Raw genomic sequence first — 26,045 nt, forward strand, 5'->3', positions numbered from 1 at the left:
ATCCGTCCGTCCGGGGCTGCGCGCGGCGCGCGCGGTCAAGGCGTCACCAAGTGCGTCACGCGGTGATCAGGTGCGTCGGCAGTTGAGGAAGAGCTGATGCTCGGGTGGTGCGTCTGCCCTCGCCGGGGCGTACGAGCGGGTGTCCTCGTCCGTGATCTCGAAGCCCGCTCCACTGACGACCTGGCGCAGTTCGTCCCGCAGGAATCCCGATACCCGGATCGACTGCCCCAGGAACGGAATCTCCGCGTCATCCAGATCTGCCTCCACCATCGAGAGCGCCAGCAGGCCCCCCGGCCTGAGCAGCGTACGGAACTGCCGCAGTGCGTACGGTATTTCAGCACGGGGCAGCATCAACAGCGTGAAAAAGCAGGTGATCCCGTCGAACCGGCCGAGCCCCGCGGGGCCGTCGGCGCGCAGTGACGCCAGATCACGGTTGAGGAACTCGGCCTCCGGCACCTGTGCGCGGGCCAGGTCCAGCATGCCATCCGACAGGTCGACCCCGAGCACGGTGAACCCCGCGTCGACGAGCCCGCGCGCGGTCGGCAGCCCGGTGCCGCAGCCCACGTCGAGCACCCGCGCACCCTCCGGCAGCGCCGCCGCCAGCCGCGCACCCGCCGCGATCTGGCCCTCTTTGTGGGGGAAGGCCTCGTCGTAGCGCCCTCCGATGATGTCGAACGCCTTGGCCTGACCCGTCCGGTCCGGGGCCGTGCTGCCGTACGCGGCGTATGCCTCGGAGCCCTCGTACGCCGCCCGCGCCCCGCCGTCCGCCTCGCTGTTCTCGCTCACGTCCTGCCACCCCTCGATGACATCCTGTCAGACCCCGCGCAAGCACCAGGAGTTGCTGCTGTACGCCGTTGCGGAGGACGATCCTACGTTTGAACCATGGGGGCGCATCAAGGGTCTCATGAGGACACATGCGCGGGCGTACGGTCCCAGTCATCCGGCAAGACCGGAACCGGCCACTTCGGGTCCGGTCTCCACTCCTGCCAGCCGTCCGAGAACGGGCGTCCCCACGCATGGATCACCTCGATCGCCGCCTGACCTGCGTCGCGCACTCTCCGCGCCTGCGCGGCGTCCATCAAACCGGCGCGCTGGGCCTCGGCGAACTCGTCCTCGTCGTGCCACCGCCAACTGCGGTCGGAACGCACCGAGATATCCAGGAAGTGGTCCTCCGAGTCGACGCCGCCGGCCCATCGGGTACGTGGTTCCTCCAGGTTCACGTACCAGTTCTTGAACCGCCAGCCCCGCTCCCAGAACAGCCACACCGACCAGGGCTCCCCGGGCCGCGCCAGCTTCAGCACACCGGTCCCCGACCAGCGGGCGGTCTCCACGGTACGCGGCTTGGTGTAGCGCGTACCGAGGGGTTCGTCGTGCACGGGGGTGCCGTCGGCGAGCACCGGCCGCACACAGGAGGTGCCCGGCGCCATCCACACGGCGAGCAGATCACCGGTGTCCTCGACGACAGTGACGGGCCGGCAGATGTGGAACCGGTCCCCACGCCCGTTCTCCCGATAACGCCACAGAACAGGGCTCCCCGGAGCCCACCTCCCACTCTCTGTCATGGCCAGATAGTAGGTGCCGCAGTCATAAGACACGCCACCACACATCCAGATTCCAGCCAACCAACCAGCCCCCACCCACCCCGACGACTCCCACGGGTCCGGCTGCGGGCGGGCGTTCCGCGCATTCCTGCCGGTCCCGCGCCGGACATCCGCCTCCGCCGACTACCTCCGATCCCGCAGCAGACGGCCGCGCCCGCCGCCCCTCGCGGGTCCGGCTGTGGGGAAGCGCCCCGCGTACTTCTGCCGGTCCCGCTACGGACATCCGCCTCCGCCGATTTCCGCCGGTCCTGCGGCGGACGGCCGCGCTCGCCGACCCTCGCGGGTCCGGCTGTGGGGAGGCGTTCCGGGTACTTCTGCCGGTCCTGCGGCGGACGTCCGCCTCCGCCGGCTTCCTCCGGTCCTGCGGCGGACGGCCGTGCCCGCCGACCCTCGCGGGTCCGTCTGTGGGCAGGCGCCCCGCCCACTCCTGCCGGTCCCGCTACGGACATCCGCTTCCGCCGACTGCCTCCGGTCCCGCGGCGGACGGCCGTGCCCGCCGACCCCCGCCGGTCCCGCTGTGGGCAGGCGCCCCGCCCACTCCTGCCGGTCCCGCTACAGACATCCGCCTCCGCCGACTTCCGCCGATCCCGCCCCGGACACCCGCCCCCGTCGCCCCCCCGGTCCCGCTGTGGGCAGGCGTTCCGCACGGCGGAACGGGTGGGCACAGCCCGATGCGACGGGCACCTCTAAGGCTTCGTCATCCCCAGCACGTCCAGCGCAGCGTCCAGCTCCGCGAGAGACAGTTCCCCCCGGTCCACATACCCCGCCTCCAACACCACCTCACGAATAGTCTTCCGCTCGGCAAGCGCCCGCTTGGCCACAGCGGCAGCGGCTTCGTACCCGATGTACTTGTTCAGCGGCGTCACCACCGACGGCGAAGACTCCGCGTACTCCCGAGCCCGCTCCCGATCCGCCGTCACCCCGTCCACCACCCGGTCCGCGAGCAACCGCGCCCCGTTGCCCAGCAACCGCACCGACTCCAGCACATTCTTCGCGATGACCGGCACCATCACGTTCAACTCGAAGTTGCCGGAGGCCCCCGCCACCGTGACCGTCGTGTCGTTGCCGATGACCTGCGCCGCCACCATCAGCACGGCCTCGGGAATCACCGGGTTCACCTTGCCCGGCATGATGGACGACCCGGGCTGAAGGTCCGGCAGCGCGATCTCCGCGAGCCCGGTCCGCGGCCCGCTCGCCATCCACCGCAGATCGTTCGCGATCTTCGTCAGCCCGACCGCGACCGTCCGCAGCTGCCCACTCGTCTCGACCAGCCCGTCCCGCGCCCCCTGCGCCTCGAAGTGGTCCCGCGCCTCGGTCAGCGGCAACCCGGTGGCCGAAGCGACCTCGGCGATGACGGCGGCCGAGAACCCGGGCGGCGTATTGATCCCGGTCCCCACAGCCGTACCGCCCAACGGCAGTTCCGCGAGCCGCGGCAGCGAGGACCGCAGCCGCTCGACCCCGTACCGCACCTGCGCCGCGTACCCCCCGAACTCCTGCCCGAGCGTCACGGGCGTGGCGTCCATGAGGTGCGTACGCCCCGACTTGACGACGTCCGCGAACTCCCCGGCCTTGCGCTCCAGGGCCGCCGCCAGATGCTCCAGTGCGGGGATCAGATCGCGGGTCACGGCGGCGGTGGCCGCGATGTGGACCGAGGACGGGAAGACGTCGTTGGAGGACTGCGAGGCGTTCACATGGTCGTTGGGGTGTACGGGACGGCCCAGGCGCTCGGACGCCAGCGTGGCGAGCACCTCGTTCATGTTCATGTTGGACGAGGTGCCGGACCCGGTCTGGAAGACGTCCACCGGGAACTGGTCGTCCCAGCGCCCGTCCGCGACCTCACCGGCCGCCTCCACGACGGCGTCCGCGATGTCCTGGTCGACCACGCCGAGCCCGGCGTTCACCCGCGCGGCAGCCGCCTTGATCCGCGCCAGCGCCTCGATGTGCGCCCGCTCAAGGCGCTGCCCGGACACGGGAAAGTTCTCCACGGCCCGCTGCGTCTGCGCCCGCCACTTGGCGTGGGCAGGCACCCGCACCTCGCCCATGGAGTCGTGCTCGATCCGAAACTGGTCCATACGTCCAGCATCGCACCCGGCGCACCCCATTCAGCCCGTCCGGCGTTTGAGGACGAGGCCGTTCAGGCCGAAGGGGGTCTGGGGCGCAGCCCCAGCTACCCGAGCCCAGGCCCCCGTACCGGAATGTTCGTGAACGTAGGCTGCGGCGCCGGGTCCTGGAAGAAGTCGTTGCCCTTGTCGTCCACGACCACGAACGCCGGGAAGTCCTCGACCTCGATCTTCCAGACGGCCTCCATGCCGAGTTCCTCGTACTCGACGACCTCGACCTTCTTGATGCAGTCCTGGGCGAGCCGGGCGGCGGGTCCGCCGATGGAGCCCAGGTAGAAGCCGCCGTGCGCCTCGCACGCGTCGGTTACCTGCTTGCTCCGGTTGCCCTTGGCCAGCATCACCTTGGAGCCGCCGGCCGCCTGGAACTGCTCGACGTAGGAGTCCATACGCCCGGCCGTCGTCGGGCCGAACGAACCGGACGCGTACCCCTCGGGCGTCTTCGCCGGACCCGCGTAGTACACCGGGTGGTCCTTGAGGTACTGCGGCATCTCCTCGCCCGCGTCCAGCCGCTCCTTGATCTTGGCGTGCGCGATGTCGCGCGCCACGACCAGCGGGCCGGACAGCGAGAGACGGGTCTTCACCGGGTACTTGGTCAGCTCGGCGAGGATGTCGTCCATCGGCCGGCTGAGGTCGATCCGGACCACCTCGTCCGACTCGTCGCTCAGGTGCTCGTCGGTCGTCTCCGGCAGGAACCGCGCCGGGTCGGTCTCCAACTGCTCCAGGAACACACCCTCGGCGGTGATCTTCGCGACGGCCTGCCGGTCGGCCGAGCAGGACACGGCGATGGCGACCGGGCAGGACGCGCCGTGCCGCGGCAGCCGCACCACGCGCACGTCGTGACAGAAGTACTTGCCGCCGAACTGCGCCCCGATCCCGATCCGCTGCGTCAGCTCGAAGACCTTCTGCTCCAGATCCTTGTCCCGGAAGCCGTGCCCGAGCGCCGACCCCTCGGCCGGGATCTCGTCCAGGTAGTGCGCGGAGGCGTACTTCGCGGTCTTCAGCGCGTACTCGGCGGACGTACCGCCGACGACGATCGCCAGGTGGTACGGCGGGCACGCGGCCGTCCCCAGCGAACGGATCTTCTCCTCCAGGAACTTCATCATCGAGCCCTCGTTGAGGACCGCCTTCGTCTCCTGGTAGAGGAACGACTTGTTCGCCGAGCCGCCGCCCTTCGCCATGAACAGGAACTTGTACGCGCCGCCGTCCGTCGCGTACAGCTCGATCTGCGCGGGCAGGTTCGAACCGGTGTTCTTCTCGTCCCACATCGTCAGCGGGGCCATCTGCGAGTAGCGCAGATTCAGCCGCGTGTACGCGTCGAAGATGCCGTGCGACAGAGCCTCCTCGTCGCCGCCCGAGGTGAGGACGTTCTGTCCGCGCTTGCCCATCACGATCGCCGTGCCGGTGTCCTGGCACATCGGCAGCACGCCCGCCGCCGCGATGTTCGCGTTCTTCAGGAGGTCGAGGGCGACGAACTTGTCGTTGCCCGACGCCTCCGGATCGTCGATGATGCGCCGGAGCTGCGCGAGGTGGGCGGGCCGCAGATAGTGCTGGATGTCGTGGATCGCCTCTTCGGCGAGCGTACGCAGCGCCTCCGGCTCGACCTTCAGAAAGGTCCGCCCGTCGGCCTCGAAGGTCGACACGCCCTCGGCGGTCACCAGCCGGTACGGCGTGGTGTCCTCGCCCTGCGGGAGAAGGTCCGTGTACGCGAACGCGGAACTGGATGAGCCGGCGGCGGCGGATTCGGGCGTACGGGCGACAGGGGGCATTGCGGCCATTCCTCACTCGGCGGACTGCGGCGCGGCCTCCATTGGCAGCGCGTGGTCCAGCGTAGAGCGGGGAGCGGGACGGGTCCTTGTGAGGTAAGGCTCAGTTTGGCTGCGGGGCCGGAAGCGGCGCATGGGTGGGTGGATGGGTGGATGGGTGGATGGGCGGGGGATCGGCGGGTGGATCGGCGCGGATGGGGTAGTCGCGATCTATCGCGTTTCGGTAGGGTGGTGGCCGTGGACCTCGAAAAGCGACCGACCCAGCCGGAAACGGCCCTGACGGAGCCGACACCGCAGCCGCAGCCCACGGGCCTCCGCGCGTCCGACGCCGAGCGGGACCGTGTGGCCGACATCCTCCGCGAGGCGCTGGCCGAGGGCCGCCTCACCGCCGACGAGCACGCCGAGCGCATCGACGGCGTGTATCGCGCCAAAACGGTCGCCGAATTGCAGCCGTTCGTCCAGGACCTGCCCAACAGCGGCGAGTTCGCCCCGCGCGACACCCGCCGATCGGCCCCGAACCGGCCGGCCGACGGCGCCGTCCCGTCGGTCGCCGAGGAGAACCTGGTCGCGGTGTTCAGCAGCACGGTCCGCAAGGGCCGCTGGCGCGTCGGCCGCAGGACCCATGTGTACGCGATCTTCGGCAATGTCGAGATCGACCTCAGCGAGGCCCTGTTCGAGTACCAGGAGGTCGTCATCAAGGCGATCTCCGTCTTCGGCAATGTCGAGATCCGCGTCCCCGAGAACATCTCGCTGCGCGGCAGCGGCGGCGGTGTCCTCGGCAACTTCGAGGTCACCACGCTCGACTCGCGCGAGACCGACGCACCCGTCGTCTTCGTCGACGGCATCGCCGTGCTCGGCAGCATCGAGGCCCGGCCCAAGCGGGGGCGCCTCATCGGGGATCTCCGGGACCGCATGCGCAAGCACCTCGGCCACTGATTTCGGGCCACCTCCCACGACGGGACACTTCCGGTACGGGACGGGCGGCGGGCGGGCATCGCCGCACCTCAGAGCCGTCGCGCCCGGCGTTCCGCACCTGACCGAGAACGTCCATGCACCACGCCCCTGTACGGGGACTCAGTGCATAGGACCGCGTACAGCGGGTAGGGCTTGCTGCATCGCCGCTACCGCTCCCTCGCGAAGCCGTCGTCAGGAGTAGACCGTGCTGCATCCGCCGCATCAGTCCCTTCAGGTCGCCGCCGTCCCCACACAGCGGGTGCCCGTTCAGGATCGGGACCAGGACGCCCCATGGCACACGGAAGCGGTCTGCCGCCGTGACGAAGCCGGGCTCTTCTTCGCCCCGTCCAAGGAACCCACGGCCGCGAGACTCTCCCGCGAGGAGGCCGCGAAGCGGGTCTGCGCCCGCTGTCCCGTCATGGTCGAGTGCCGCGAACACGCGCTGCTCCAGCCCGAGCCGTACGGCGTGTGGGGCGGCCTCACCGCCGCCGAGCGCCGCGTGGTCCTGGCCCGGCGCCGCCGGCGCGACCTCGAACTCAAGAAGGCCCGCACGGCCGACCCCATCGCGGCGGCCGGCTGACACCGGACCTCCGCCCCAGGGATTTCCGCCGTACGGCGACGGGGGCGCCCTCCCCGCACAAGGAGGGCGCCCCCGTCGCCGTACACGAACGTCTACGCCTGCGTGTACGTCTACGTCTACTTGGCGCGGTCGAAGTCGATGGCGCTGTAGGCGCGCAGCTTCGACAGCCGGTGCTCCGAGTCGATCTGGCGGATGGTGCCGGACTTGGAGCGCATCACGAGCGACGAGGTGGTGGCGGTCTCGGCGCGGTAGCGCACGCCCCGCAGCAGTTCGCCGTCGGTGATGCCGGTGGCGACGAAGAAGACGTTGTCGCCGGAGACCAGGTCGTTCGTGGCGAGGACCCGGTCGAGGTCGTGGCCCGCGTCGAGCGCCCGCTGCCGCTCCGCCTCGTCCTTGGGCCACAACTTGCCCTGGATCGTGCCGCCCAGGCACTTGATCGCACAGGCCGAGATGATGCCCTCGGGCGTGCCTCCGACGCCGAGCAGCAGATCGACCCCGGTGCCCTCGCGCACGGCGAGTACGGAACCGGCCACATCGCCGTCCGAGATCAGCTTGATCCGGGCGCCCGTCTCCCGGACCTCCTTGATGATCCCGTCGTGCCGGGGCCGGTCCAGGATGACGACGGTGACGTCCTCGGGCGACGACCGCTTGGCCTTGGCGACGCGGCGGATGTTCACGGAGACGGGGGCGTCGATGTCCACGAAGTCCGCGGCCTCCGGGCCGGTGACCAGTTTGTCCATGTAGAAGACGGCCGACGGGTCGAACATGGTGCCGCGGTCGGCCGCCGCGAGGACCGCGATGGCGTTCGGCATGCCCTTGGCGGTGAGCGAGGTCCCGTCGATCGGGTCGACGGCGATGTCGCACTCGGCGCCCGTGCCGTCACCGACGCGCTCGCCGTTGAAGAGCATCGGCGCCTCGTCCTTCTCGCCCTCGCCGATGACGACGACGCCGTTCATCGAGACGGTGGAGACGAGGGTCCGCATGGCCCGTACGGCCGCGCCGTCGGCGCCGTTCTTGTCGCCGCGGCCGACCCAGCGGCCCGCGGCCATCGCCGCGGCCTCGGTGACCCGGACCAGCTCCAGGGCCAGGTTGCGGTCCGGAGCCTCGGAGGGGACCTCAAGTTCGGAAGGAAGTTGATGATTCTCGGTCATCGAGACGCACCTTTCTGATACGACGACGGCCGGATGAGGGTGTGTATCGACTCTATCCGCCGATCGCCAGAATGAGCAGAGGGCCCCACGCATGAGCGGACCGGCGCCGGATGTGCTGGTGGGGGTGGCGGTGAGGGGTGGCGGTGAGGGGGGTGGCGGCGCGCGGAACGCCACCTGAGACCATGGGTCCGTGGCTGGCAAGCAAGGCACGAAGAACGTGCGGAACATGATCCTTTCGCTGGGTGTGACGGTCCTCGTCGCGGGATTCGTCTGGCTCTTCATCCCGCACGACGAGACGCAGACGCCGATCAAGCGTGTGGACTACCGCGTCGAGCTGCTGACGGCGCGCCGAGCGGCGCCCTATCCGGTGGCGGCGCCGGAGGGCCTGTCCGAGGACTGGAAGGCGACCTCCGTGCGCTACCGGGGTGACAATTTCAACGCCTGGCACCTGGGCTTCCACGGCCCGGACGACCAGTACGTCACCGTGGAGCAGTCCACCGAGAAGCCGTCGACGTTCATCGACCGGGTCAGCCGGGGCGCCACCGGGACCGAGCGGACCACGGAGATCGACGGCCGGACGTGGCAGCGGTACGCGGGTGAGAAGTTCGACGCCCTCGTCCTCACGGAGAAGGGCGCGACGACGGTCGTCACGGGCACGGCGTCGTTCGACGGTCTGACGAAGATGGCGCGGGCCTTGACGACGGCCGATACGACGGCTTCACCGACCGCCGATACGACGGCCTCCCCGACCGCCTCCGCCACGGCTTCCTAGGCGGGACGCAACCCTCGCGCACTGTGAAGTGGATCACGACGGTCCAGTTTTGGTTGAACCTTCAACCTCATCGTCGTACTGTCGGAACCGACCCCGGATCCCCCCCATTTTCACACCGAGAAGGTTGCCCCATGTCTCTCGTTCTTGACTCCGCCGCCCAGGATCTGCTGTTCCGTGAGGCCCGTACGGCCAACACCTTCACGGACGAGCCGGTGACCGAGGAGCAGATTCAGGCGATCTACGACCTGGTCAAGTTCGGCCCGACCGCCTTCAACCAGTCGCCGCTGCGCATCACGCTCGTCCGCAGCCCCGAGGCCCGCGAGCGTCTGGTGCGGCACATGTCCGAGGGCAACCAGCCCAAGACGGCCACCGCGCCGCTCGTCGCGATCCTCTCCGCAGACAACGAGTTCCACGAGGAGCTTCCGCAGTTGCTCCCGCACTTCCCGCAGGCCAAGGACGCCTTCTTCGCGGAGCGCCCGGTCCGCGAGCGGGCCGCCGCCATGAACGCCGCGCTCCAGGCCGCGTACTTCATCATCGGCGTCCGGGCCGCCGGTCTGGCCGCGGGCCCGATGACCGGCGGCGACTTCGCGGGCATCCAGAAGGAGTTCCTGGACGACGACCACACCCCGCTGATGGTCGTCAACATCGGCCGGCCGGGCGAGAACGCCTGGTTCCCGCGCTCCCCGCGCCTCGCGATCGACCAGGTCGTGACGACGGTCTGAGGCACCGCGCAGGACGACGGGCCCCCGGCGCACCGGCACTGCTGGTAAGCGGTCGGGGGTCTCCGGTCTCCCCTACGCCTTCTCGCCCTCGTCGTCGTCCTCCTCCTCCGCGAGCGCCGCGTCCAGGCGGGCCCGTGCGCCGTCCAGCCAGCGGCGGCAGACCTTCGCCAGCTCCTCGCCGCGCTCCCACAGGGCCAGCGACTCCTCCAGGGTGGTCCCCCCGGTCTCCAGGCGCCGGACGACCTCGATCAGCTCGTCCCGCGCCTGCTCGTACCCGAGGCCCGCCTCGTCCGCCTTGCTGGTCATGCGTCCACCCTATGTGTCGGCTCCGACTCCACCCGTACCGTGAACTCGCCGTCCGCGACCCGCGCGCGCAGCTCCTCGTCCGCCGTCACGTCGTCCGGTGCCCGCACCACATGGCCGTCCGCGCGCTGGAGCACCGCGTACCCCCGGCGCAGGGTCGCGGCGGGGGAGAGCGCCACCACGCGCGCGTGGGTGTGCGTCAGCTCCGAACCGGCGCGGTCCAGGAGGTGCCCGAGGGTGCGCCGGCCCCGGTCGACCAGGCCGCCGACATGGTCGGCGCGCTCGTCGATCATGCGGTGCGGGTCCTCTATCACCGGGCGCGCCAGGGTCTGCGCGAGTCCGCGCTCCTCACGGTCGACGAACGCCCCCACCGTGCGCCGGGCCCGGTCCCGCAGCCAGCGCACCCGCTCGTACTCCTCACCGACGTCCGGGACGACCTTCTTCGCCGCGTCGGTCGGCGTGGACGCGCGCAGGTCGGCGACGTGGTCCAGGAGAGGGTTGTCCGGCTCGTGCCCGATCGCCGAGACGACCGGCGTACGGCACGCGGCCACCGCCCGTACCAGCGTCTCGTCCGAGAACGGGAGCAGGTCCTCCACGCTGCCGCCGCCGCGCGCGACGACGATCACGTCGACCTCGGGCAGTTCGTCGAGTTCCTTCACGGCCTGGACGACCTGCGGCACCGCGTGCACACCCTGCACGGCGACATTGCGGACCTCGAAGCGGACGGCGGGCCAGCGGTGCCGGGCGTTCTCCAGGACGTCGCGCTCGGCCGCCGACGCCCGGCCGCACACCAGGCCGACGAGCTGCGGCAGGAAGGGCAGCGGCTTCTTGCGGTCCGCCGCGAACAGGCCCTCGGCGGCCAGGGACTTCTTCAACTGCTCAAGCCGGGCGAGGAGTTCCCCGACGCCGACCGGTTTGATCTCGGCAGCCCGCAGCGAGAGCTGGCCCCGGGGCGCGTACCACTCGGGCTTCGCGTGGACGACCACGCGCGCGCCCTCGCTGACCACGTCGGCCACCGCGTCGAACACCTGCCGGTAGCAGGTGACGCTCACCGAGATGTCGTACGACGGATCGCGCAGCGTCAGGAAGACGACGCCGGCTCCGGGGCGGCGGGACAGCTGGGTGATCTGTCCCTCGACCCACACGGCGCCGAGCCGGTCGATCCAGCCACCGATGAGACGGGAGACGTCACCGACGGGGAGCGGGTTCTCCGGGGACGTGTTCACAGCCATGCGCCGAGCGTAACGGGCGGCACTGACAGGGCGGGTGGAGAGCGGGGTGGTGGACGGGTGCCGGTCGGTTTCGGGGGTGCCGGTCAGTCGGTGCCCGCCGCCTGACGGGTGCGCCACTGGGCGGCCAGGACCACCAGGCCCGCCACCAGCCAGACGGCGCCCACGACTTGGGCGATGTGGGACGCCTCCACGATGACCGCCACGGTGATCGCCGCGCCGACCACCGGGATCAGCACATGCCGCCACCAGATCACCGGCCCGCCGAGACGGCGTACCGCGAACCAGCCCACCACGCTCGCGTGCAGCAGCGTGAACGCCGTCAGCGCCCCGACGTCGACCACCGACACCAGCTTGTCCAGACCGTCGGCCCGGCGCGCCGCCCACACCGCCGCGACCAGCGTCACGACCGCCGCGACGAGCAGGGCGACACGCGGTGTGCCCGTGCTGGTCCTCGACAGGACGTGCGGCAGCCGCCGGTCGCGGCCCATCGCGAACAGCAGCCGTCCGGCGGCGGCCTGCCCGGCCAGCGCCGCGAACGCCGCGCCGATCGCCTTGCTCACCGCCACCAGATCGTGCAGCCAAGACCCGACGGACACGTCCACGGCGTCGTAGAACGCCGAGCCCTGCTTCGCCGGATCGGCCGCAAGCTGTGCCGACGTCATGGGTTCGAGCAGCGCCACCAGATAGGTCTGCGCCACGAACAGCACGCCCGCGAGGACGAGACAGAACAGCACCGCGCGCGCGACCTTCGCCGAGCCGCCGGTGACCTCCTCCGCGAACGACGCGATGGCGTCGAAACCGAGGTACGACAGGACCGCCACGGACACCGCCCCGACCACCGCCGACAGCGCGAACGTCTCGTCACCCGTGAACGGCGACCACAGGTCCCGCTGCGCACCATCGCGCGCGAGGACGACGACAGCCGACACGACGAAGACCAGCAGGACGACGATTTCCATGGCGAGCACCAGGAACCCCACGCGCGCGGCGGCACGTACGCCCCACAGGTTCAGCAGCGTCGTGACGAGGACCGCGAGCGCCGTCCACACCCACCGCGACACCTCCGGCACCAGGGCGTTCATCGCGATCCCGGAGAACAGGTACGCGACGGCCGGGATCAGCAGATAGTCGAGCATCGCCATCCACCCGGCGATGAACCCGGCGCCCTTGCCGAGCCCCGCGCGCGCGTAGGCGAACACCGAGCCGGCCTGCGGGACGACGCGCACCATCTGCGCGTAGCTGTACGCCGTGAACGCCATCGCGACGGTCGCGACCACGTAGACGAGGGCGACGGCGCCGTGCGACTTGGCGTCGAGGGTGCCGTACACGCCGACCGGGGCCATGGGGGCGATGAAGAGGAGGCCGTAGACGACGAGGTCGCGGAAGCCGAGGTTGCGGTTGAGGCGTTCGTCGCCGGGTGGGTCGCCCCCTGGCCTGCTCGTGCCGCCGGGGGGCCGGGCCTCTCCGCTGCCACCTGCGGACATCTGCGCCTCCGTGGGGGTCTGGCCCGGTGATCCGGCCCGGTCGCGCCGCGGTGGGCGGTCCGGACCACCCAGTTTCCCCAAGGAGCCGATCTTTCACCTGTCGGGCAGGGCCTTACGATGGGTGCCATGACTGCTTCGCCAGCCCGACGCGTCCTGCTCGCCGCCCCCCGTGGCTACTGCGCGGGTGTGGACCGTGCCGTGATCGCCGTCGAGAAGGCCCTTGAGCAGTACGGGGCCCCGATCTATGTCCGCCACGAAATCGTGCACAACAAATACGTCGTGCAGACCCTGGAGAAGAAGGGCGCGATCTTCGTCGAACAGACGGCGGAGGTCCCCGAGGGGGCGATCGTCATGTTCTCGGCGCACGGTGTCGCGCCCGTCGTCCACGACGAGGCCAAGCGCGGCCGGCTCGCCACCATCGACGCGACGTGCCCGCTGGTCACCAAGGTCCACAAGGAGGCCGTCCGGTTCGCCCAGGACGACTTCGACATCCTCCTGATCGGGCACGAGGGCCACGAAGAGGTCATCGGCACCTCCGGCGAGGCGCCGGACCACATCACCCTGGTCGACGGCCCGGACGACGTCGCGAACGTCGAGGTCCGCGACCCGTCGAAGGTCGTCTGGCTCTCCCAGACCACGCTCTCCGTGGACGAGACGATGGAGACCGTCGACGCGCTCAAGGAGAAGTTCCCGCAGCTGATCGCGCCGCCGAGCGACGACATCTGTTACGCGACGCAGAACCGTCAGCTCGCGGTCAAGCAGATGGGCGCCGAGGCGGACCTCGTCATCGTCGTCGGCTCGCGCAACTCGTCCAACTCCGTGCGCCTGGTCGAGGTCGCCAAGCTCGCCGGCGCCCGCGCCGCGTACCTGGTGGACTTCGCCGACGAGATCGACGACGCGTGGCTGGAGGGCGTGACGACGGTCGGTGTCACCTCCGGTGCCTCCGTACCGGAGATCCTGGTCGAACAGGTGTTGGAGCGGCTGTCGGGTCAGGGTTTCGAGGACGTGGAGATCGTGAAGTCGGCCGAGGAGTCGATCACGTTCTCGCTGCCGAAGGAGTTGCGGCGGGATCTGCGGGCGGAGGCGGCGGCGCTGGTCGCGGACCGCGTGGGTGACCGGGGCACGGACCAGGCGTCCGGGAAGTGACTGTCGGTCCCTCGTCGTAACGTAGGGCCATGCAGATCTTCGGCGTGGACATCGGCGGTTCAGGCATCAAGGGTGCGCCCGTGGACCTGGACCGCGGCGACCTGGCGGCAGAGCGGTTCAAGGTGCTGACCCCGAACCCGAGCACACCCGACGCGGTGGCCGACGGGGTGAAGGAAGTCGTCGACCATTTCGGCTGGTCGGGCCCCCTCGGCGTCACGTTCCCGGGCGTGGTCACCGGCGGCGCCACGATCCGTACGGCGGCGAATGTCGACAAGGCGTGGGTCGACACCGACGCGCGCGCCCTGCTCGGCGAGCGCCTGGGCGGCCTGCCGGTGCTCGTGCTCAATGACGCGGACGCGGCGGGCATCGCCGAGATGAACTTCGGCGCGGGCCGCGACCGCCGGGGCACCGTCATCACCCTCACCTTCGGCACCGGCATCGGCAGCGCCCTGTTCATCGACGGCGTGCTCGTCCCCAACACCGAGCTGGGCCACTTGGAACTCCACGGCCACGACGCCGAGACGCGGGCGTCGACCAAGGCCAAGGAGGACCACGACCTGAGCTGGGAGCACTGGGCGCACCGCGTCCAGAAGTACCTGGCGCATGTGGAGATGCTGTTCTCGCCGGAGCTGTTCATCGTCGGCGGCGGAGTGAGCCGCAAGGCGGACAAGTTCCTGCCGCTGATCGAGGGCATCAAGGCGGACATCGTTCCGGCGGAGCTGCGGAACAACGCGGGGATTGTGGGGGCGGCGATGGGGGCGGCGAAGTCGGCGGCGTGACCGTGTCGACCCTTCGTTGGTACGGGTACGGGTACGGGTTCGCGGTCGTGGTCACACCGGGCGGCGGCGGGGCTGGGGTGCGCGCGGGGCGGTGCGCGGGTTGGTACGGGGATTGGTGCGGGGGGAGCGGCGCTGGGCGGCGCGGCGACGGCTCATCAGCCGCAGCTTCCGTACGGTCACGATGACGCCGGCGACCAGCGTGCCGCCGTACAGCCAGCCCGCGTGCATGGCCAGCGCCGTGAACAGCCCCATGAGCTTGCCGGCGAGCCCGGCCGAGCCGTCGGCGATCGGCAGGATGCCGACGGCGAACGCGATGGGGACGCAGACCGGCGCCGTCACCAGGTCCGCGCGCCGCACCCAGAGCGCCGTCAGCGCGCTGACCAGCACGAACAGCACCCCGTACACCCCGATCGAGCCACCGAACAGCAACTGGTCCAGGCAGGCGAGCAGGAACATCGACCCGATGCAGAACAGCGCGCTGCCGAGCCCGGTGAGCCGGGGGTTGGGCAGGCGGCGCAGCCTGCGCGCGAGGGGCGATGCGGGACGGCGTGCGGTCGAGGCGTCCCGGTTGAACGCGTCGGCGCCGTGCGGCCCCGCCTGCGGCGGCAGCGGCGCGGTTCGTCGCGGTCGGTACTGAGGAGGACGCGTCCTGGGTTGCTCCACTGGACCAACTTAGGTCGGTTTATGTGTCGAACGGGTCGCTAGACACGCGCTTTGGCCGAGCTTGGCCGTGCGTTCGACACGACGGCGGTACGCCGTGGGGCCGCGGTGGTACATCCGGGTGCCACCTGGGGGCGTCGCGGTACGTAGACTGGGGGATCGGCCCGCGCGCGAACACCGCCGGGCCCCCGCCCAGCCTTCACGGTCCGGGCGCCTCAGCCGCCCAGCCCTCACGTACGGGAAGTCGCAACGTGTCGCTCACGATCGGAATCGTCGGTCTGCCCAATGTCGGCAAGTCGACCCTGTTCAACGCCCTGACCAAGAACGACGTGCTGGCGGCCAACTACCCGTTCGCCACGATCGAGCCCAATGTGGGCGTGGTCGGCGTCCCCGACCCGCGCCTGACGAAACTGGCGGAGATCTTCTCCTCCCAGCGCACCCTCCCCGCGACCGTCGACTTCGTCGACATCGCGGGCATCGTGCGCGGCGCGAGCGAGGGCGAGGGCCTGGGCAACAAGTTCCTGGCGAACATCCGCGAGTCCGATGCGATCTGCCAGGTCATCCGGGCCTTCAAGGACGAGAACGTCGTCCATGTCGACGGCAAGGTCTCGCCGAAGGACGACATCGAGACGATCAACACCGAGCTGATCCTCGCCGACCTCCAGACCATCGAGAAGGTCCTGCCGCGCCTCCAGAAGGAGTCGCGGATCAAGAAGGACATCGCGCCGAAGGTCGCGGCGGTCGAGGCGGCGAAGGAGATCCTGGAGTCCGGCGAAACCCTGTTCGCGGCGGGAATCCGCCAGGGCACGGAGGCGGCGGAGCCCCTCCACGACCTGCACCTCCTCACGACGAAGCCCTTCCTCTACGTCTTCAACGTGGACGAGGACGAGTTGACGGACGACACGTTCAAGGAGGAACAGCGCGCGCTGGTCGCCCCGGCCGAGGCGATCTTCCTCAACGCCAAGCTGGAGTCCGACCTCGCCGAACTGGACGACGAGGAGGCCCTCGAACTCCTCCAGTCCGTCGGCCAGGACGAACCGGGCCTCGCCACCCTGGCCCACGTCGGCTTCCGCACCCTCGGCCTCCAGACCTACCTCACGGCAGGCCCGAAGGAATCCCGCGCCTGGACGATCAAACAGGGCGCGACGGCCCCCGAGGCAGCGGGCGTCATCCACACGGACTTCCAAAAGGGCTTCATCAAGGCCGAGGTCATCTCCTTCACCGACCTGATCGAAACGGGTTCGGTAGCCGAGGCCCGAGCGAAGGGCAAGGCTCGTATGGAGGGCAAGGAGTATGTGATGCAGGACGGGGATGTGGTGGAGTTTCGGTTCAATGTGTAGTGGGTGACGTACCGCCACGTCGCTGATCGGCAAACATTCAGGTCAGAAGGCCCCAGCCCCATCGCGGGTGAGGCCGGCTGACCCGCTGTGCTACGCGCTCGACGTTCACCCTCGCCGGTTCCGGTCCCCGTCCCAGGGTTCACGCCTCGGGAGTGGGGAGTGAAAGCGGAGGTGGGAACAGTAGTTCGTACGGTTCGTTGTGCTCCGTTGACGTGGGGATGTACGCCGGGACCGTCCGGGTCGCGCAAGTGTGGAGGTGGGGGAGCGCGTCCGTCAGGGGGAGGGGGATGAGGTTCAGGGTGGTGAAGAAGGCGGTGCGGTGGGTCGCCATGTTCGGGTGGTCCTCCTGGAGGGTTGCTTCCAGGTTTGTCGGGGGGAATCCCGCGCCCAGGTCCTGCCAGTACGGGAAGGTCGCCAGCAGGCGGAGCGCTTCCCTCAGGGTCTCGCCCACCAGTGTTGCCTGGCCCTCCGAGTCCGCGTACAGGACCGGGCGGGGCGTGGTGTGCGGGGCGCCGCAGAGGTAGTACGTGCCGCCCGCGCCGCAGCCCGCTATCGGGTGCAGCGGTATGCCCGTGGGGAGCCGCAGGTCCTCGACCGGGTCCCGGCGGTCGATGTCGAAGTCGCACGGCCAGGCCAGGTAGTCCGCCAGAGCGGGGTCGCTCTCTATGCGGGCCAGAAGCGCGTCCGACGCGTCCGGTGACGGCGCAGGTGGCTGGGGTGCGGTCATGAGAGTGAACGTAACAGCCTGCTACGACACTCCCGCGTCCGCCAACTCCGCGATCACCTCCGCGTGGCAGCGCAGCGGTACGCACCAGCAGCCCAGGCGGTGGCCTCGCAGATCCGGGAGCAGGGTCAGGAGTTCCGGGTGGGACAGGAGGTACGCGCGGTAGCGGGTGACCACCTCCTCGCGGGTGCCGTCGCGGCCCGGCCGGTACGGGCAGTACAGAGGGGAGCCCGCCAGGTGCCAGCCGCCGCGGTGCATGGGGCGGCCCACGTAGACGACGTCCCCGTACGCGGGGTCGTCGCGGTGCCCCTTCAGGTTCACGACCGTCGTACGCCCTGGTTTCATCGTCCTCGTCCGCTCCCTCTCGTTCCGCCTCGTTCCTCGCATTGTTCTCCTGCGGGGGACCGGGGGCACGTTGTCAGTGGGCCGTGGAACCATGGATCGATGGTCGGGGGACGACGGTGACGTGAGGGGCGAGAGGCGGGGGGTGCGATGGGGGTGGAGATCGGTGAGGGTGCGCCGCTCACGCGGCGGCAGCTGAAGGGCCTCATCGGCGGGGCCGAGCGGCTGCACGGCTCCGCGCGCTCCCTCCTCGCCGATCACGAGCAGGCCCGCGCCGCCGTTCGCGCGGCGCTCACCCCGATCCGGGACGGACTCGTCGCCGAGGAGCTGGGCGGCATTCCGGTCGCCCGGCTCAAAGACGTCACCGAGGGCCGGCTGCGGCTGACCGCCGTCGAGGCCGCAGGTTTCGCCACGGTCCGCGCGGTGTACGAGGCGAACCGGCACGAACTGCGGCAGATCCCGGGCGTCGGCCCGCAGACCGCCGACCAGGCACTCGCCGCCGCCCGGCAGATCGCCCGCGCGGTCGAGGACACCGTGTCCGTACGCGTGGACGTAGACGCCCCCGACGCGCGCACGACCGCCCTGGTCACCGCCCTGCACCGGCTCGTCGACGCCGGACCGGAGCTGAGGCGGGCCGTGGACGCGGCCGAACGGCTCGACACGCGTCTCGCCGCACTCCTACCGCAGGCCCGGCCCGCGACCCGGCGGCTGCGGATGCTGTTCGCGCGCCGTGCCACGCGCGGGCGCGCGCTCGCCGCCGTCACCGAACTGCGGCGGCTCGCCGCCGAGTCCGCCGCCCGCGAGCTGCCGTTGCTGATCGGGCAGGCGAGCGTCGACCTGCTGCGGGAGCCCGCGTCCGACGTCGAGGCATGGGTCGACTTCGAGCTGCGGTCGGCCGAGTACTACAGCCTGCTCGCCGAGGCGTCCGGTGGCGGGCCCGACCCGGATGCCGCCGAGGGGTTCCTGCCCGCCGAGGTCGCCGAGAGGGTCCGGGCGCAGCCGCTGGACGACACCCACCGCCGGGTCTCGCTGCGCGGGTACCAGTCGTTCGGGGCGCGCTTCGCGCTCGCGCAGCGCCGGGTCGTCCTCGGCGACGAGATGGGGCTCGGCAAGACGGTGCAGGCCATCGCCGTGCTCGCCCATCTCGTGACCGAAGGCCACCGGCACTTCCTCGTCGTCTGCCCGGCGAGCGTCCTCATCAACTGGACGCGCGAGATCCGGGCGCGCAGCGCGCTGAAGGCGGTGCCGGTGCACGGCCCCGACCGGCTGGACGCGTACGCGGAGTGGCGTACCGGGGGCGGGGTCGCAATCACGACCTTCGACGTGCTGCGCGGGTTGCCCACCAAGGGTGGCGGAGGTGACGGTGACGGGGCCTCGTGGCCGGTGCCCGCGCTGCTCGTCGTGGACGAGGCGCACTACGTGAAGAACCCGGACGCCCACCGCTCCCGGGCCGTCGCCGCCTGGGCCGGCCGCTGTGAGCGCGTGCTGTTCCTCACGGGTACGCCGATGGAGAACCGGGTCGAGGAGTTCCGGGGTCTGGTGCGTCAGCTCAGGCCCGAGCTGCTGAAGTCGGTGCAGGGCAGCGACGCGGTCGCCGGTTCGCACGCGTTCCGCAAGGCGGTCGCGCCTGCCTATCTCCGCCGCAACCAGCAGGACGTTCTCACCGAACTGCCCGCGCTGCTGCGGGTGGACGAGTGGGAGGAGTTCAGCGCGGGGGACCAGGACGCCTACCGCGTCGCGGTGGCCGACGGGAACTTCATGGCGATGCGCCGGGCCGGATACGCGCGCGCGGAGACCTCCGCGAAGCTGGCACGCCTGCGGGAGCTGGTGGAGGAGGCCGCCGCGAACGGCCTGAAAGTCGTCGTCTTCTCCTACTTCCGTGACGTTCTCGCGACGGTCGAACGTACCCTGGGGGACGAGGTGTTCGGGCCGATATCGGGTGACGTGCCCGCCGCGCGACGGCAGCGGATCGTGGACGACTTCACCGCCGCCGACGGGCACGCGGTGCTGCTCTGTCAGATCGAGGCGGGCGGTGTCGGGCTCAATCTCCAGGCCGCGTCCGTCGTCATCCTGTGCGAGCCGCAGGTCAAACCGACCCTGGAGCACCAGGCGGTGGCCCGCGCGCACCGGATGGGCCAGGTACGACCCGTCCAGGTGCACCGGCTGCTCGCCGCGGACTCCGTCGACCAGCGGATGCTCGACATCCTGGAGAACAAGGCGCGCCTCTTCGACGCCTATGCCCGACGCAGCGAGGTCGCCGACGCGGCGCCGGAAGCGGTGGACATATCGGACGGGAACTTGGCTCGACGGATCGTCGAGGAGGAGCAACTCCGGCTTGCGGCGGGGTGAGGGTGGGGGGTGGGGGTGCGGGGGTTGGGGAGGCCCCCGCCCATACCTATCGCACCACCAACTCCCTTACCTCCTCCGGCTTCCCACCCGTCTCCGTCAGCCGTACCCACCGCGCCTCGACCCCCGTCCCGTCCCCCACCTCGTCCCCCACCTCGTCCCCCGTCCCGTCCCCCGCCCCATACTCCGTCCAGCGCTCGCCGTCCTCCGACGTCTCCAGCCGGTACGCGCGCGTGCCCGTGACGTCGACCCCGGTGACGCGGGTCGTGCGGCTCAGGTCCACCGTCAGGGACGCGCCCGCCGTCTCCGGGCGCCAGCCTGTCGTCGGGTTGCCGTCGACGGCCGCCGCCGCGTACAGGCCCGGCTCCTCCGATGTCGCCGTCGCCGGGCGGCAGCGCGCCAGGTCGGGTGTCGGGGTGAGGTCGGGGCGGCGGGTCTTCAGTACGGCGGGGTCGCCCGGCGCGACCGTGAAGCGGCCCTGCGGGCTGTCGATGGCGAAGGGCGCGCCGGACACCAGCCGGACCGTCGTCTCGTACGGGCCGATCGTGATCTCGTACGTCCGTCCGCGCCACCGCATCCCGCGCAGCGTCACCCCCCGCTCCCCGTCCGCGAGTTGGGGCGGCAGCGTCGGGTCGAGGTGCAGGACGGCTTCCTCGCGCAGGCGCAGGCCCGTCAGGCCGTGCGTGAAGACCTGGAGGAAGCCGCCCTTGCCGGTGAGGAAGTCCTGCGCGGGCGTGCCGGCGAGCGGATCGCTCGAACCCGCCTTCGTGCCGCGCGCCTCCGAGAACAGCGCGAACGGGCCCCGGTAGAACGGCCGCGACGCCCGCTGGAGGAACGTCCAGGTCGCGCAGCCCGGTTCGCCGATCGCGGCGGCGTCGATCGCGTGCACCGAGTCCGTCATCGCCGGGCCGTCCGGATCGGTGCGGGCCGTGTAGTAGTCGAGGGTCGCCGCCGCCGCGCCCTCGGGCATCGGCCACTCCAGCGGGTAGATCAGCAGCACGGTGTCCGCCTGCTTGATCTGCGAACCGGTGTAGCCGTCGTACTGGAGGAACACCTTCCGCGCCGGGTCGTACGGGATGCGCAGCCGGTCCGCGATCGTCGTCCAGGCGGCGGGGGCCGTGGTGCCGGTGGTGCGGGCCGCGCGGACGGCGGCGCGCAGGGCGGTGGCGGCGACGGCGTTGGTGTAGACGCCGTCGTTCACGCCGTTGCTGTACTCGTCGGGGCCCGCGACGTCCTTGATCGAGTAGCTGCCGTCGGTGTTCGCGGTCACCCGGGACGCCCAGTACTCGGCGATGCCCCGCAGCAGCGGCTCGCCGTGGTCGCGCAGCCAGGTGCGGTCGCCGGTGGCGAGGTAGTACTGCCAGGCGGCGAGCGCGATGTCGCCCTGGAGGTGGTTCTGTGTCACGCAGTGCGGCGGATACCAGCTCTGGCACTCCTTCCACAGGTCGCCGTCGCGCGCGCTGGTCCACGGGTAGAACAGGCCCTTGACCCAGGTCTTCGCCGCGTTGTCGGCGGCGGCCGGGCGGGTGCGGTCGCGGTAGTCGAGGACGGGCCGGGCGAGGGCCGGACGGGTCGCGAGGAGGGCCGGGAACATCCAGGTCTCGGCGTCCCAGAAGATCTGCCCCGCGTAGTTGTCACTGGTCAGCCCGGCGGGCGCGACACTGTTGCGGGCGCCCTCGCGCAGCGACGACAGGAGGCCGTACTGGGCGGTGCGCAGCCGGAGTTGGAGGTCCGGGCGCGCCGGTACCTCGATGTCCGACGACCACAGGTCGCGCCAGGCGGCGGTGTGGGCGGCGAACATCTCGCCCCAGCCCCGGGCCGCCGCCCGCTGCGATGCCGCCCGCGCGTCGTCGCCCGGCGCCCGCGAGGTGAGCGCCGTGTCGACGCCGACGTACTTCGTCACCTCGTACGTCCGGCCCGCGCGCACGGGGAACACCGCCGACTGGCGGGCGCTCAACCCCTCGGCGGGGCGGGTCGCCCGGGTGCGGCCGAGGGCGCGCAGCGTCGAGACGACGGCACCGTCCACGCCCGGTTCGCCGTCGGCGCCGTCCGTGCGGAACGTGACCGCCATCGACCGCCCGCCCGCCGCGCCCCCGCCCGTCTGCGTGATCCGCCGCGCCCCGCGCCCGTCGATGCGGTCCGTGACCGTCGCCTCGCCGTCCCAGTGCGGTGTCATCCGCAGCCGTACCGCGCCGGTGTGCGGTGACGTGCGGTCGGTGAGGACGTCGTACTGCAGATCCGTCCGGCGGCCGTCCGACGCCGTCCAGGTCATCGACGTACGGACGAATCCGCAGCGCAGGAACAGGGTCTGCCGGTAGTGCGAGACGCGGCTCTTCGGCCCGTAGGTCTCGCCGGCCGCCGGGATACCGCGCGCCGCGCCGCTGCCCGCCGTGACGTCGAGGCCCGTCCAGTTCGGCAGCGCGGCGATCGCGTCGCGCCCGGCCGTGCTGGCCGGGCCGCGCCCGTACAGGCCCGACACGAACGCGCCGTCGTAGCGCGGTGTGTACAGCGGCCAGCCCGTCTTCTCGCCGGACGCCGCGTAGCCCGTCCCGGAGGGCGGGACCCGGACGCCGAGATAGCCGTTGCCGACGTACGCGTGGTACGTGTCCGTCGGGTCGACGCGGGTGGTCGACGGGGACCAGGAGGGGGAGCCGGGGGCGCAGGGGCGTGCGTCGGGTTCCGGTGTGGTGGCGGTCGGTGGGGTGCCGGAGGGTGTGGTGGCGGTCGGCGTGGTGGCGGATGCCGGGGGTGGTGGCAGGAGCAGGACGATTGCGGCGACGGCGACGGCCGGGGCGAGCGGACGGTGGATACGCGGCAGGGTCACCGTCCGACCCTGGGCCGGGGGCGGCCGGGGGCACCGCACGCGCGCCGGGGCTGTCCCACGGACGGGCGTCCCACGGACGGACGCCGTCCACACTCCCGCGACCGGCCCGGGGACGACCCCCTCCGACGCCGAGCAGCGCGGGGTCACCCCCGGGCCAGCCCCGTCTTCACCCCCGCCCCGCACAGCGGGACCACCGCCGTCCGGGCGCCGAGGAGGCCGTCGCGTACCGCCGCCCAGCACGCGACGCCCGTCGACTCCACGTACAACCCCCTTGATGCCAGGTCGAGTTGGGCGTGCCGGATCTGGTCCTCGGTGACCGTCAGGAAGGTGCCGCCCGACGCGCGGACCGCGCGCAGGATCTGGCGGGCGCGCGGCGGGCGGGTGATCGCGATGCCCTCCGCGAAGGTCGGCGCCGCCGGGACGGTGCCCACCAGGTCGTCCGCGCCCGCGTGGAACGCCTCGGCCAGCGGCGCGACCGCCGCCGCCTGCACCGCGTACAGCGCGGGCCGCCGGTCGATCAGCCCGGCGCCGTGCAGCTCGGCGACGGCGAGGGCCGCGCCCAGGAGCAGTGTGCCGTTGCCGACCGGGACGACCAGGACGTCGGGCAGCCGTCCGCCGAGGTCTTCCCACAGCTCGTGGACGTAGGTCTTCGTGCCGTGCAGGAAGTACGGGTTGTAGATGTGCGAGGCGTAGAAGGTGCCGGGCTCGTCGGCCGCCGTGCGGGCCGCGGTCGCCGCCGCCTCGCGGTCGCCGGGGACGATCTCCAGTCGGGCGCCGTGCGCGCCGATCTGCTCCAGCTTCTTCGGCGACGTGCCCTCGGGGACGTACACCGTGCAGGGCAGGGCGGCGCGGGCGCAGTACGCGGCGACGGACGTGCCCGCGTTGCCGCTGCTGTCCGCGATCACCCGCGCGGGCCGCAGCCGGGTCGCCAGCTCGGCGAGGAGTACGGCGCCCCGGTCCTTGAACGACAGCGTCGGCATCAGATAGTCGAGCTTCGCCGACAGGCCGTCCTTCAGCGCGACGAGCGGGGTGCGGCCCTCGCCCAGGGACACCGAGGGGGAGGCGAGCGGCAGTACCTCGGTGTAGCGCCAGAGGGAGTTGACGCGTCCGGCGAGGGAGCTGAGCGGCGCGGGGTTCGGCGAGAAGTCGAGATCGAGGGGGCCGCGGCAGACCGGGCAGCACCAGGCGGGCGAGGAGCCGGGGACGCGGGTGCCGTCGGCGGGGCAGAAGCGGTCGGGGAGGGCGGTGGTGGTGGTGAGTGGCCGGTCGGACGGGGTGGACGGGTGGGACGGGTTCGATGAGTTGGAAGGGTTCGACGGGTTCGACGGGTCGGACATCGGTGTCATGAGCGCAGCGTAGAGGCGCGGGAGGTGCCCGGTGACTGTGTGTCATGGCGTGTATGTGGCACGCGTGTTACGTCTCTCGGAGCCTCTTGTGGAAATCCTGTGTGACCGTCAATCTTTCGCAAAGCGGCCGGTGTTGGCATGACCCTGACGTCGACCGCGCCGCTGATCCGTGCCCCACGCACCACCCCCACCAGCGCACCATCGATGAGGAGGATCCCTCAGATGGCAGTGATACGTCATGCCCGCACCCGGTCGGGCGACCGTTCACGACGAAGACTCTCCACCGTCGGCGTACTCGGCGCCACGGCAGCCGCCCTCGTACTCGGCGCCGCGTCGGCGCTCCCCGCGAGCGCGGCCCCCCACCAGCAGGAGGGGCGCATCCAGTACGCGGGCGCGCCCGGCGCGATAGCCGACAGCTATATCGTCACCCTCCGTGACAGCGCCGCCCGTTCGGGTTCGAGCGAGGGCAAGGCGCTCGCGAAGGAGTACGGCGCGACGATCGAGCGCACGTACACCAAGGCCCTCAACGGCTATGCCGTACGCCTCTCCGAGGGGCAGGCCAAGAGGTTCGCGGCCGACCCGGCGGTCGCGTCCGTCGTCCAGAACCGGACCTTCCACATCGATGCCACCCAGACGAACCCGCCGTCGTGGGGCCTGGACCGCATCGACCAGAAGGCCCTGCCGCTGGACAGCAAGTACACGTACCCGGACGCGGCGGGCGAGGGCGTCACCGCCTACGTCATCGACACCGGCGTCCGGATCAGCCACAGCGACTTCGGAGGCCGCGCCTCCAACGGCTACGACGCGATCGACAACGACAACGTCGCCCAGGACGGCAACGGCCACGGCACGCATGTCGCGGCCACGGTCGCCGGCACCTCGTACGGCGTCGCCAAGAAGGCGAAGATCGTCGCCGTACGGGTCCTGAACAACGCGGGCTCCGGGACCACCGCGCAGGTCGTCGCCGGTATCGACTGGGTGACCCGCAACGCGGTCAAGCCCGCGGTCGCCAACATGAGCCTCGGCGGCGGCGCGGACACGGCCCTCGACACGGCCGTCCGCAACTCCATCGCCTCCGGCATCACCTACGCGGTGGCGGCCGGCAACGACGGCCTGAACGCCTCCAACTACTCGCCCGCGCGCGTGGCCGAGGCCATCACGGTCGGCTCGACCACCAGCACGGACGCCCGCTCCAGCTTCTCCAACACCGGCACATCGCTCGACCTCTTCGCGCCCGGCTCGTCGATCACCTCGGCGTGGAACACCAGCGACTCGGCGAGCAACACGATCTCCGGTACGTCGATGGCGTCGCCGCATGTGGCAGGCGCGGCGGCGATCTACCTCGGCGCCAATCCGGCGTCGACACCCGCGCAGGTCTCCGCGGGTCTGGTCGCCGCGTCGAGCACGGGCGTCGTCACGAACGCCGGCACCGGCTCACCGAACCGCCTCCTGAACGTGGGCGGCGGCACCACGAATCCGCCGGGTCCGCGGTTCGAGAACACCGCGGACTATGCGATCGCCGACAATGCCACGGTCGAGTCACCGATCACCGTGACGGGCGTCGCGGGCAACGCGCCGTCCGCGCTGGGCGTTCCGGTGAACATCGTGCACACGTACATCGGTGACCTCCAGGTGCAGTTGATCGCGCCGGACGGTTCGGCTTACACGCTCAAGGCGTACGGGACCGGTGGCAGCACGGACAACATCAACACCACGTACACCGTGAACGCCTCGTCCGAGGTGGCGAACGGGGTGTGGAAGCTGCGGGTCAGTGACAACGCGGCGCAGGACACCGGGCGGATCGACTCCTGGGCGCTCCAGTTCTGATCGCTTTTCGCGGCGGCGGGACCGGGCGT

The 26,045-nt window shown here is 71.2% G+C and carries 22 protein-coding genes; 9 read left to right on the plus strand and 13 right to left on the minus strand.

Going from position 1 to position 26,045, the window contains the following annotated elements; genetic code table 11:
* Positions 1-66: 66 nt before the first annotated feature.
* The 4 genes from ACIQNU_RS12615 to ACIQNU_RS12630 form a co-directional block, all read right to left on the minus strand.
* Positions 67-786: a class I SAM-dependent methyltransferase gene (locus ACIQNU_RS12615; RefSeq protein WP_401364957.1), complete on the minus strand. Its 720-nt coding sequence runs from the start codon at positions 784-786 to the stop codon at positions 67-69.
* A 116-nt stretch (positions 787-902) separates the two neighbouring features.
* Positions 903-1,562 (minus strand): DUF402 domain-containing protein, encoded by a 660-nt coding sequence (locus ACIQNU_RS12620; protein ID WP_401364960.1) that lies wholly within the window; start codon positions 1,560-1,562, stop codon positions 903-905.
* 725 nt (positions 1,563-2,287) lie between these two features.
* The gene (locus ACIQNU_RS12625; protein WP_401364963.1) at positions 2,288-3,673 is read right to left on the minus strand and encodes a class II fumarate hydratase; all 1,386 of its coding nucleotides are present in this window, start codon (positions 3,671-3,673) and stop codon (positions 2,288-2,290) included.
* Between the two features lie 95 nt (positions 3,674-3,768).
* A complete protein-coding gene (locus ACIQNU_RS12630) occupies positions 3,769-5,487 on the minus strand; it encodes a fumarate hydratase (protein ID WP_401364966.1) in 1,719 nt (572 codons plus the stop codon).
* Between the two features lie 234 nt (positions 5,488-5,721).
* On the opposite strand from ACIQNU_RS12630, the gene ACIQNU_RS12635 reads away from it, so the two are divergent.
* Positions 5,722-6,420 (plus strand): DUF1707 domain-containing protein, encoded by a 699-nt coding sequence (locus tag ACIQNU_RS12635; RefSeq protein WP_401364969.1) that lies wholly within the window; start codon positions 5,722-5,724, stop codon positions 6,418-6,420.
* Between the two features lie 223 nt (positions 6,421-6,643).
* Positions 6,644-7,018 (plus strand): WhiB family transcriptional regulator, encoded by a 375-nt coding sequence (locus ACIQNU_RS12640; protein WP_401364972.1) that lies wholly within the window; start codon positions 6,644-6,646, stop codon positions 7,016-7,018.
* Positions 7,019-7,134: 116 nt separating this feature from the next.
* On the opposite strand, the gene glpX is transcribed toward ACIQNU_RS12640, so the two are convergent.
* Positions 7,135-8,169 (minus strand): class II fructose-bisphosphatase, encoded by a 1,035-nt coding sequence (glpX, locus tag ACIQNU_RS12645; protein WP_401364974.1) that lies wholly within the window; start codon positions 8,167-8,169, stop codon positions 7,135-7,137.
* 190 nt (positions 8,170-8,359) lie between these two features.
* Here glpX and ACIQNU_RS12650 point away from each other — a divergent pair, with 190 nt between their 5' ends.
* Both ACIQNU_RS12650 and ACIQNU_RS12655 read left to right on the plus strand, forming a co-directional pair.
* Positions 8,360-8,941 (plus strand): DUF4245 domain-containing protein, encoded by a 582-nt coding sequence (locus ACIQNU_RS12650; RefSeq protein WP_401364977.1) that lies wholly within the window; start codon positions 8,360-8,362, stop codon positions 8,939-8,941.
* Between the two features lie 131 nt (positions 8,942-9,072).
* The gene (locus tag ACIQNU_RS12655; protein ID WP_401364979.1) at positions 9,073-9,663 is read left to right on the plus strand and encodes a malonic semialdehyde reductase; all 591 of its coding nucleotides are present in this window, start codon (positions 9,073-9,075) and stop codon (positions 9,661-9,663) included.
* A 72-nt stretch (positions 9,664-9,735) separates the two neighbouring features.
* Here the strand turns inward: ACIQNU_RS12655 and ACIQNU_RS12660 are convergent, their stop codons facing one another.
* The 3 genes from ACIQNU_RS12660 to ACIQNU_RS12670 all read right to left on the minus strand — a co-directional run bounded on the left by ACIQNU_RS12660 (position 9,736) and on the right by ACIQNU_RS12670 (position 12,682).
* Positions 9,736-9,969 (minus strand): exodeoxyribonuclease VII small subunit, encoded by a 234-nt coding sequence (locus tag ACIQNU_RS12660; RefSeq protein ID WP_401364981.1) that lies wholly within the window; start codon positions 9,967-9,969, stop codon positions 9,736-9,738.
* Positions 9,966-11,198 (minus strand): exodeoxyribonuclease VII large subunit, encoded by a 1,233-nt coding sequence (gene xseA / locus ACIQNU_RS12665; RefSeq protein WP_401364982.1) that lies wholly within the window; start codon positions 11,196-11,198, stop codon positions 9,966-9,968. Before xseA ends, ACIQNU_RS12660 begins: the two co-directional genes overlap by 4 nt.
* Before the next feature lie 83 nt (positions 11,199-11,281).
* Positions 11,282-12,682 carry an APC family permease gene (locus ACIQNU_RS12670; protein ID WP_401364985.1) on the minus strand — a complete coding sequence of 467 codons (1,401 nt, stop codon included), beginning with the start codon at positions 12,680-12,682 and terminating at the stop codon, positions 11,282-11,284.
* Between the two features lie 117 nt (positions 12,683-12,799).
* On the opposite strand from ACIQNU_RS12670, the gene ACIQNU_RS12675 reads away from it, so the two are divergent.
* Together ACIQNU_RS12675 and ppgK are read left to right on the plus strand one after the other, a co-directional pair.
* Positions 12,800-13,828 (plus strand): 4-hydroxy-3-methylbut-2-enyl diphosphate reductase, encoded by a 1,029-nt coding sequence (locus ACIQNU_RS12675; RefSeq protein ID WP_401364987.1) that lies wholly within the window; start codon positions 12,800-12,802, stop codon positions 13,826-13,828.
* 29 nt (positions 13,829-13,857) lie between these two features.
* Positions 13,858-14,607 (plus strand): polyphosphate--glucose phosphotransferase, encoded by a 750-nt coding sequence (ppgK, locus tag ACIQNU_RS12680; protein ID WP_401364990.1) that lies wholly within the window; start codon positions 13,858-13,860, stop codon positions 14,605-14,607.
* A gap of 51 nt (positions 14,608-14,658) precedes the next feature.
* Here the strand turns inward: ppgK and ACIQNU_RS12685 are convergent, their stop codons facing one another.
* Entirely contained in the window at positions 14,659-15,270 is a 612-nt protein-coding gene (locus ACIQNU_RS12685; protein ID WP_401364993.1) for a DUF6542 domain-containing protein, read from the minus strand.
* A gap of 248 nt (positions 15,271-15,518) precedes the next feature.
* On the opposite strand from ACIQNU_RS12685, the gene ychF reads away from it, so the two are divergent.
* Positions 15,519-16,607 carry a redox-regulated ATPase YchF gene (gene ychF / locus ACIQNU_RS12690; protein WP_401364996.1) on the plus strand — a complete coding sequence of 363 codons (1,089 nt, stop codon included), beginning with the start codon at positions 15,519-15,521 and terminating at the stop codon, positions 16,605-16,607.
* Between the two features lie 139 nt (positions 16,608-16,746).
* Here the strand turns inward: ychF and ACIQNU_RS12695 are convergent, their stop codons facing one another.
* Positions 16,747-17,334: a hypothetical protein gene (locus ACIQNU_RS12695; RefSeq protein ID WP_401364999.1), complete on the minus strand. Its 588-nt coding sequence runs from the start codon at positions 17,332-17,334 to the stop codon at positions 16,747-16,749.
* Between the two features lie 21 nt (positions 17,335-17,355).
* Positions 17,356-17,676, minus strand: coding sequence for a DUF4326 domain-containing protein (locus tag ACIQNU_RS12700; RefSeq protein WP_401365001.1), 321 nt, complete (start codon positions 17,674-17,676; stop codon positions 17,356-17,358).
* Between the two features lie 147 nt (positions 17,677-17,823).
* Between ACIQNU_RS12700 and ACIQNU_RS12705 the strand changes: the two genes are divergently transcribed.
* Positions 17,824-20,022: a DEAD/DEAH box helicase gene (locus ACIQNU_RS12705; RefSeq protein ID WP_401365003.1), complete on the plus strand. Its 2,199-nt coding sequence runs from the start codon at positions 17,824-17,826 to the stop codon at positions 20,020-20,022.
* A gap of 46 nt (positions 20,023-20,068) precedes the next feature.
* On the opposite strand, the gene ACIQNU_RS12710 is transcribed toward ACIQNU_RS12705, so the two are convergent.
* Positions 20,069-22,843 carry a discoidin domain-containing protein gene (locus tag ACIQNU_RS12710; protein ID WP_401365006.1) on the minus strand — a complete coding sequence of 925 codons (2,775 nt, stop codon included), beginning with the start codon at positions 22,841-22,843 and terminating at the stop codon, positions 20,069-20,071.
* Positions 22,844-22,986: 143 nt separating this feature from the next.
* On the minus strand, positions 22,987-24,189 hold the full coding sequence (locus ACIQNU_RS12715; RefSeq protein ID WP_401365008.1) for a pyridoxal-phosphate dependent enzyme: 1,203 nt from the start codon (positions 24,187-24,189) through the stop codon (positions 22,987-22,989).
* 222 nt (positions 24,190-24,411) lie between these two features.
* Between ACIQNU_RS12715 and ACIQNU_RS12720 the strand changes: the two genes are divergently transcribed.
* The gene (locus tag ACIQNU_RS12720) at positions 24,412-26,016 is read left to right on the plus strand and encodes a S8 family peptidase (protein WP_401365011.1); all 1,605 of its coding nucleotides are present in this window, start codon (positions 24,412-24,414) and stop codon (positions 26,014-26,016) included.
* Positions 26,017-26,045: the final 29 nt, after the last annotated feature.

Source organism: Streptomyces sp. NPDC091292, from assembly GCF_044757265.1.
Classification (GTDB): domain Bacteria; phylum Actinomycetota; class Actinomycetes; order Streptomycetales; family Streptomycetaceae; genus Streptomyces.

Bases quoted from the DNA above. Each gene is read 5' to 3' on its own strand.
- ACIQNU_RS12620 (WP_401364960.1), bottom strand. From the start codon at position 1,562: ATGACAGAGAGTGGGAGGTGGGCTCCGGGGAGCCCTGTTCTGTGGCGT.
- ACIQNU_RS12625 (WP_401364963.1), bottom strand. From the start codon at position 3,673: ATGGACCAGTTTCGGATCGAGCACGACTCCATGGGCGAGGTGCGGGTG.
- ACIQNU_RS12630 (WP_401364966.1), bottom strand. From the start codon at position 5,487: ATGCCCCCTGTCGCCCGTACGCCCGAATCCGCCGCCGCCGGCTCATCC.
- glpX (WP_401364974.1), bottom strand. From the start codon at position 8,169: ATGACCGAGAATCATCAACTTCCTTCCGAACTTGAGGTCCCCTCCGAG.
- ACIQNU_RS12655 (WP_401364979.1), top strand. From the start codon at position 9,073: ATGTCTCTCGTTCTTGACTCCGCCGCCCAGGATCTGCTGTTCCGTGAG.
- ACIQNU_RS12660 (WP_401364981.1), bottom strand. From the start codon at position 9,969: ATGACCAGCAAGGCGGACGAGGCGGGCCTCGGGTACGAGCAGGCGCGG.
- xseA (WP_401364982.1), bottom strand. From the start codon at position 11,198: ATGGCTGTGAACACGTCCCCGGAGAACCCGCTCCCCGTCGGTGACGTC.
- ACIQNU_RS12670 (WP_401364985.1), bottom strand. From the start codon at position 12,682: ATGTCCGCAGGTGGCAGCGGAGAGGCCCGGCCCCCCGGCGGCACGAGC.
- ACIQNU_RS12675 (WP_401364987.1), top strand. From the start codon at position 12,800: ATGGGTGCCATGACTGCTTCGCCAGCCCGACGCGTCCTGCTCGCCGCC.
- ppgK (WP_401364990.1), top strand. From the start codon at position 13,858: ATGCAGATCTTCGGCGTGGACATCGGCGGTTCAGGCATCAAGGGTGCG.
- ACIQNU_RS12695 (WP_401364999.1), bottom strand. From the start codon at position 17,334: ATGACCGCACCCCAGCCACCTGCGCCGTCACCGGACGCGTCGGACGCG.
- ACIQNU_RS12700 (WP_401365001.1), bottom strand. From the start codon at position 17,676: ATGAAACCAGGGCGTACGACGGTCGTGAACCTGAAGGGGCACCGCGAC.
- ACIQNU_RS12705 (WP_401365003.1), top strand. From the start codon at position 17,824: ATGGGGGTGGAGATCGGTGAGGGTGCGCCGCTCACGCGGCGGCAGCTG.
- ACIQNU_RS12715 (WP_401365008.1), bottom strand. From the start codon at position 24,189: ATGACACCGATGTCCGACCCGTCGAACCCGTCGAACCCTTCCAACTCA.
- ACIQNU_RS12720 (WP_401365011.1), top strand. From the start codon at position 24,412: ATGGCAGTGATACGTCATGCCCGCACCCGGTCGGGCGACCGTTCACGA.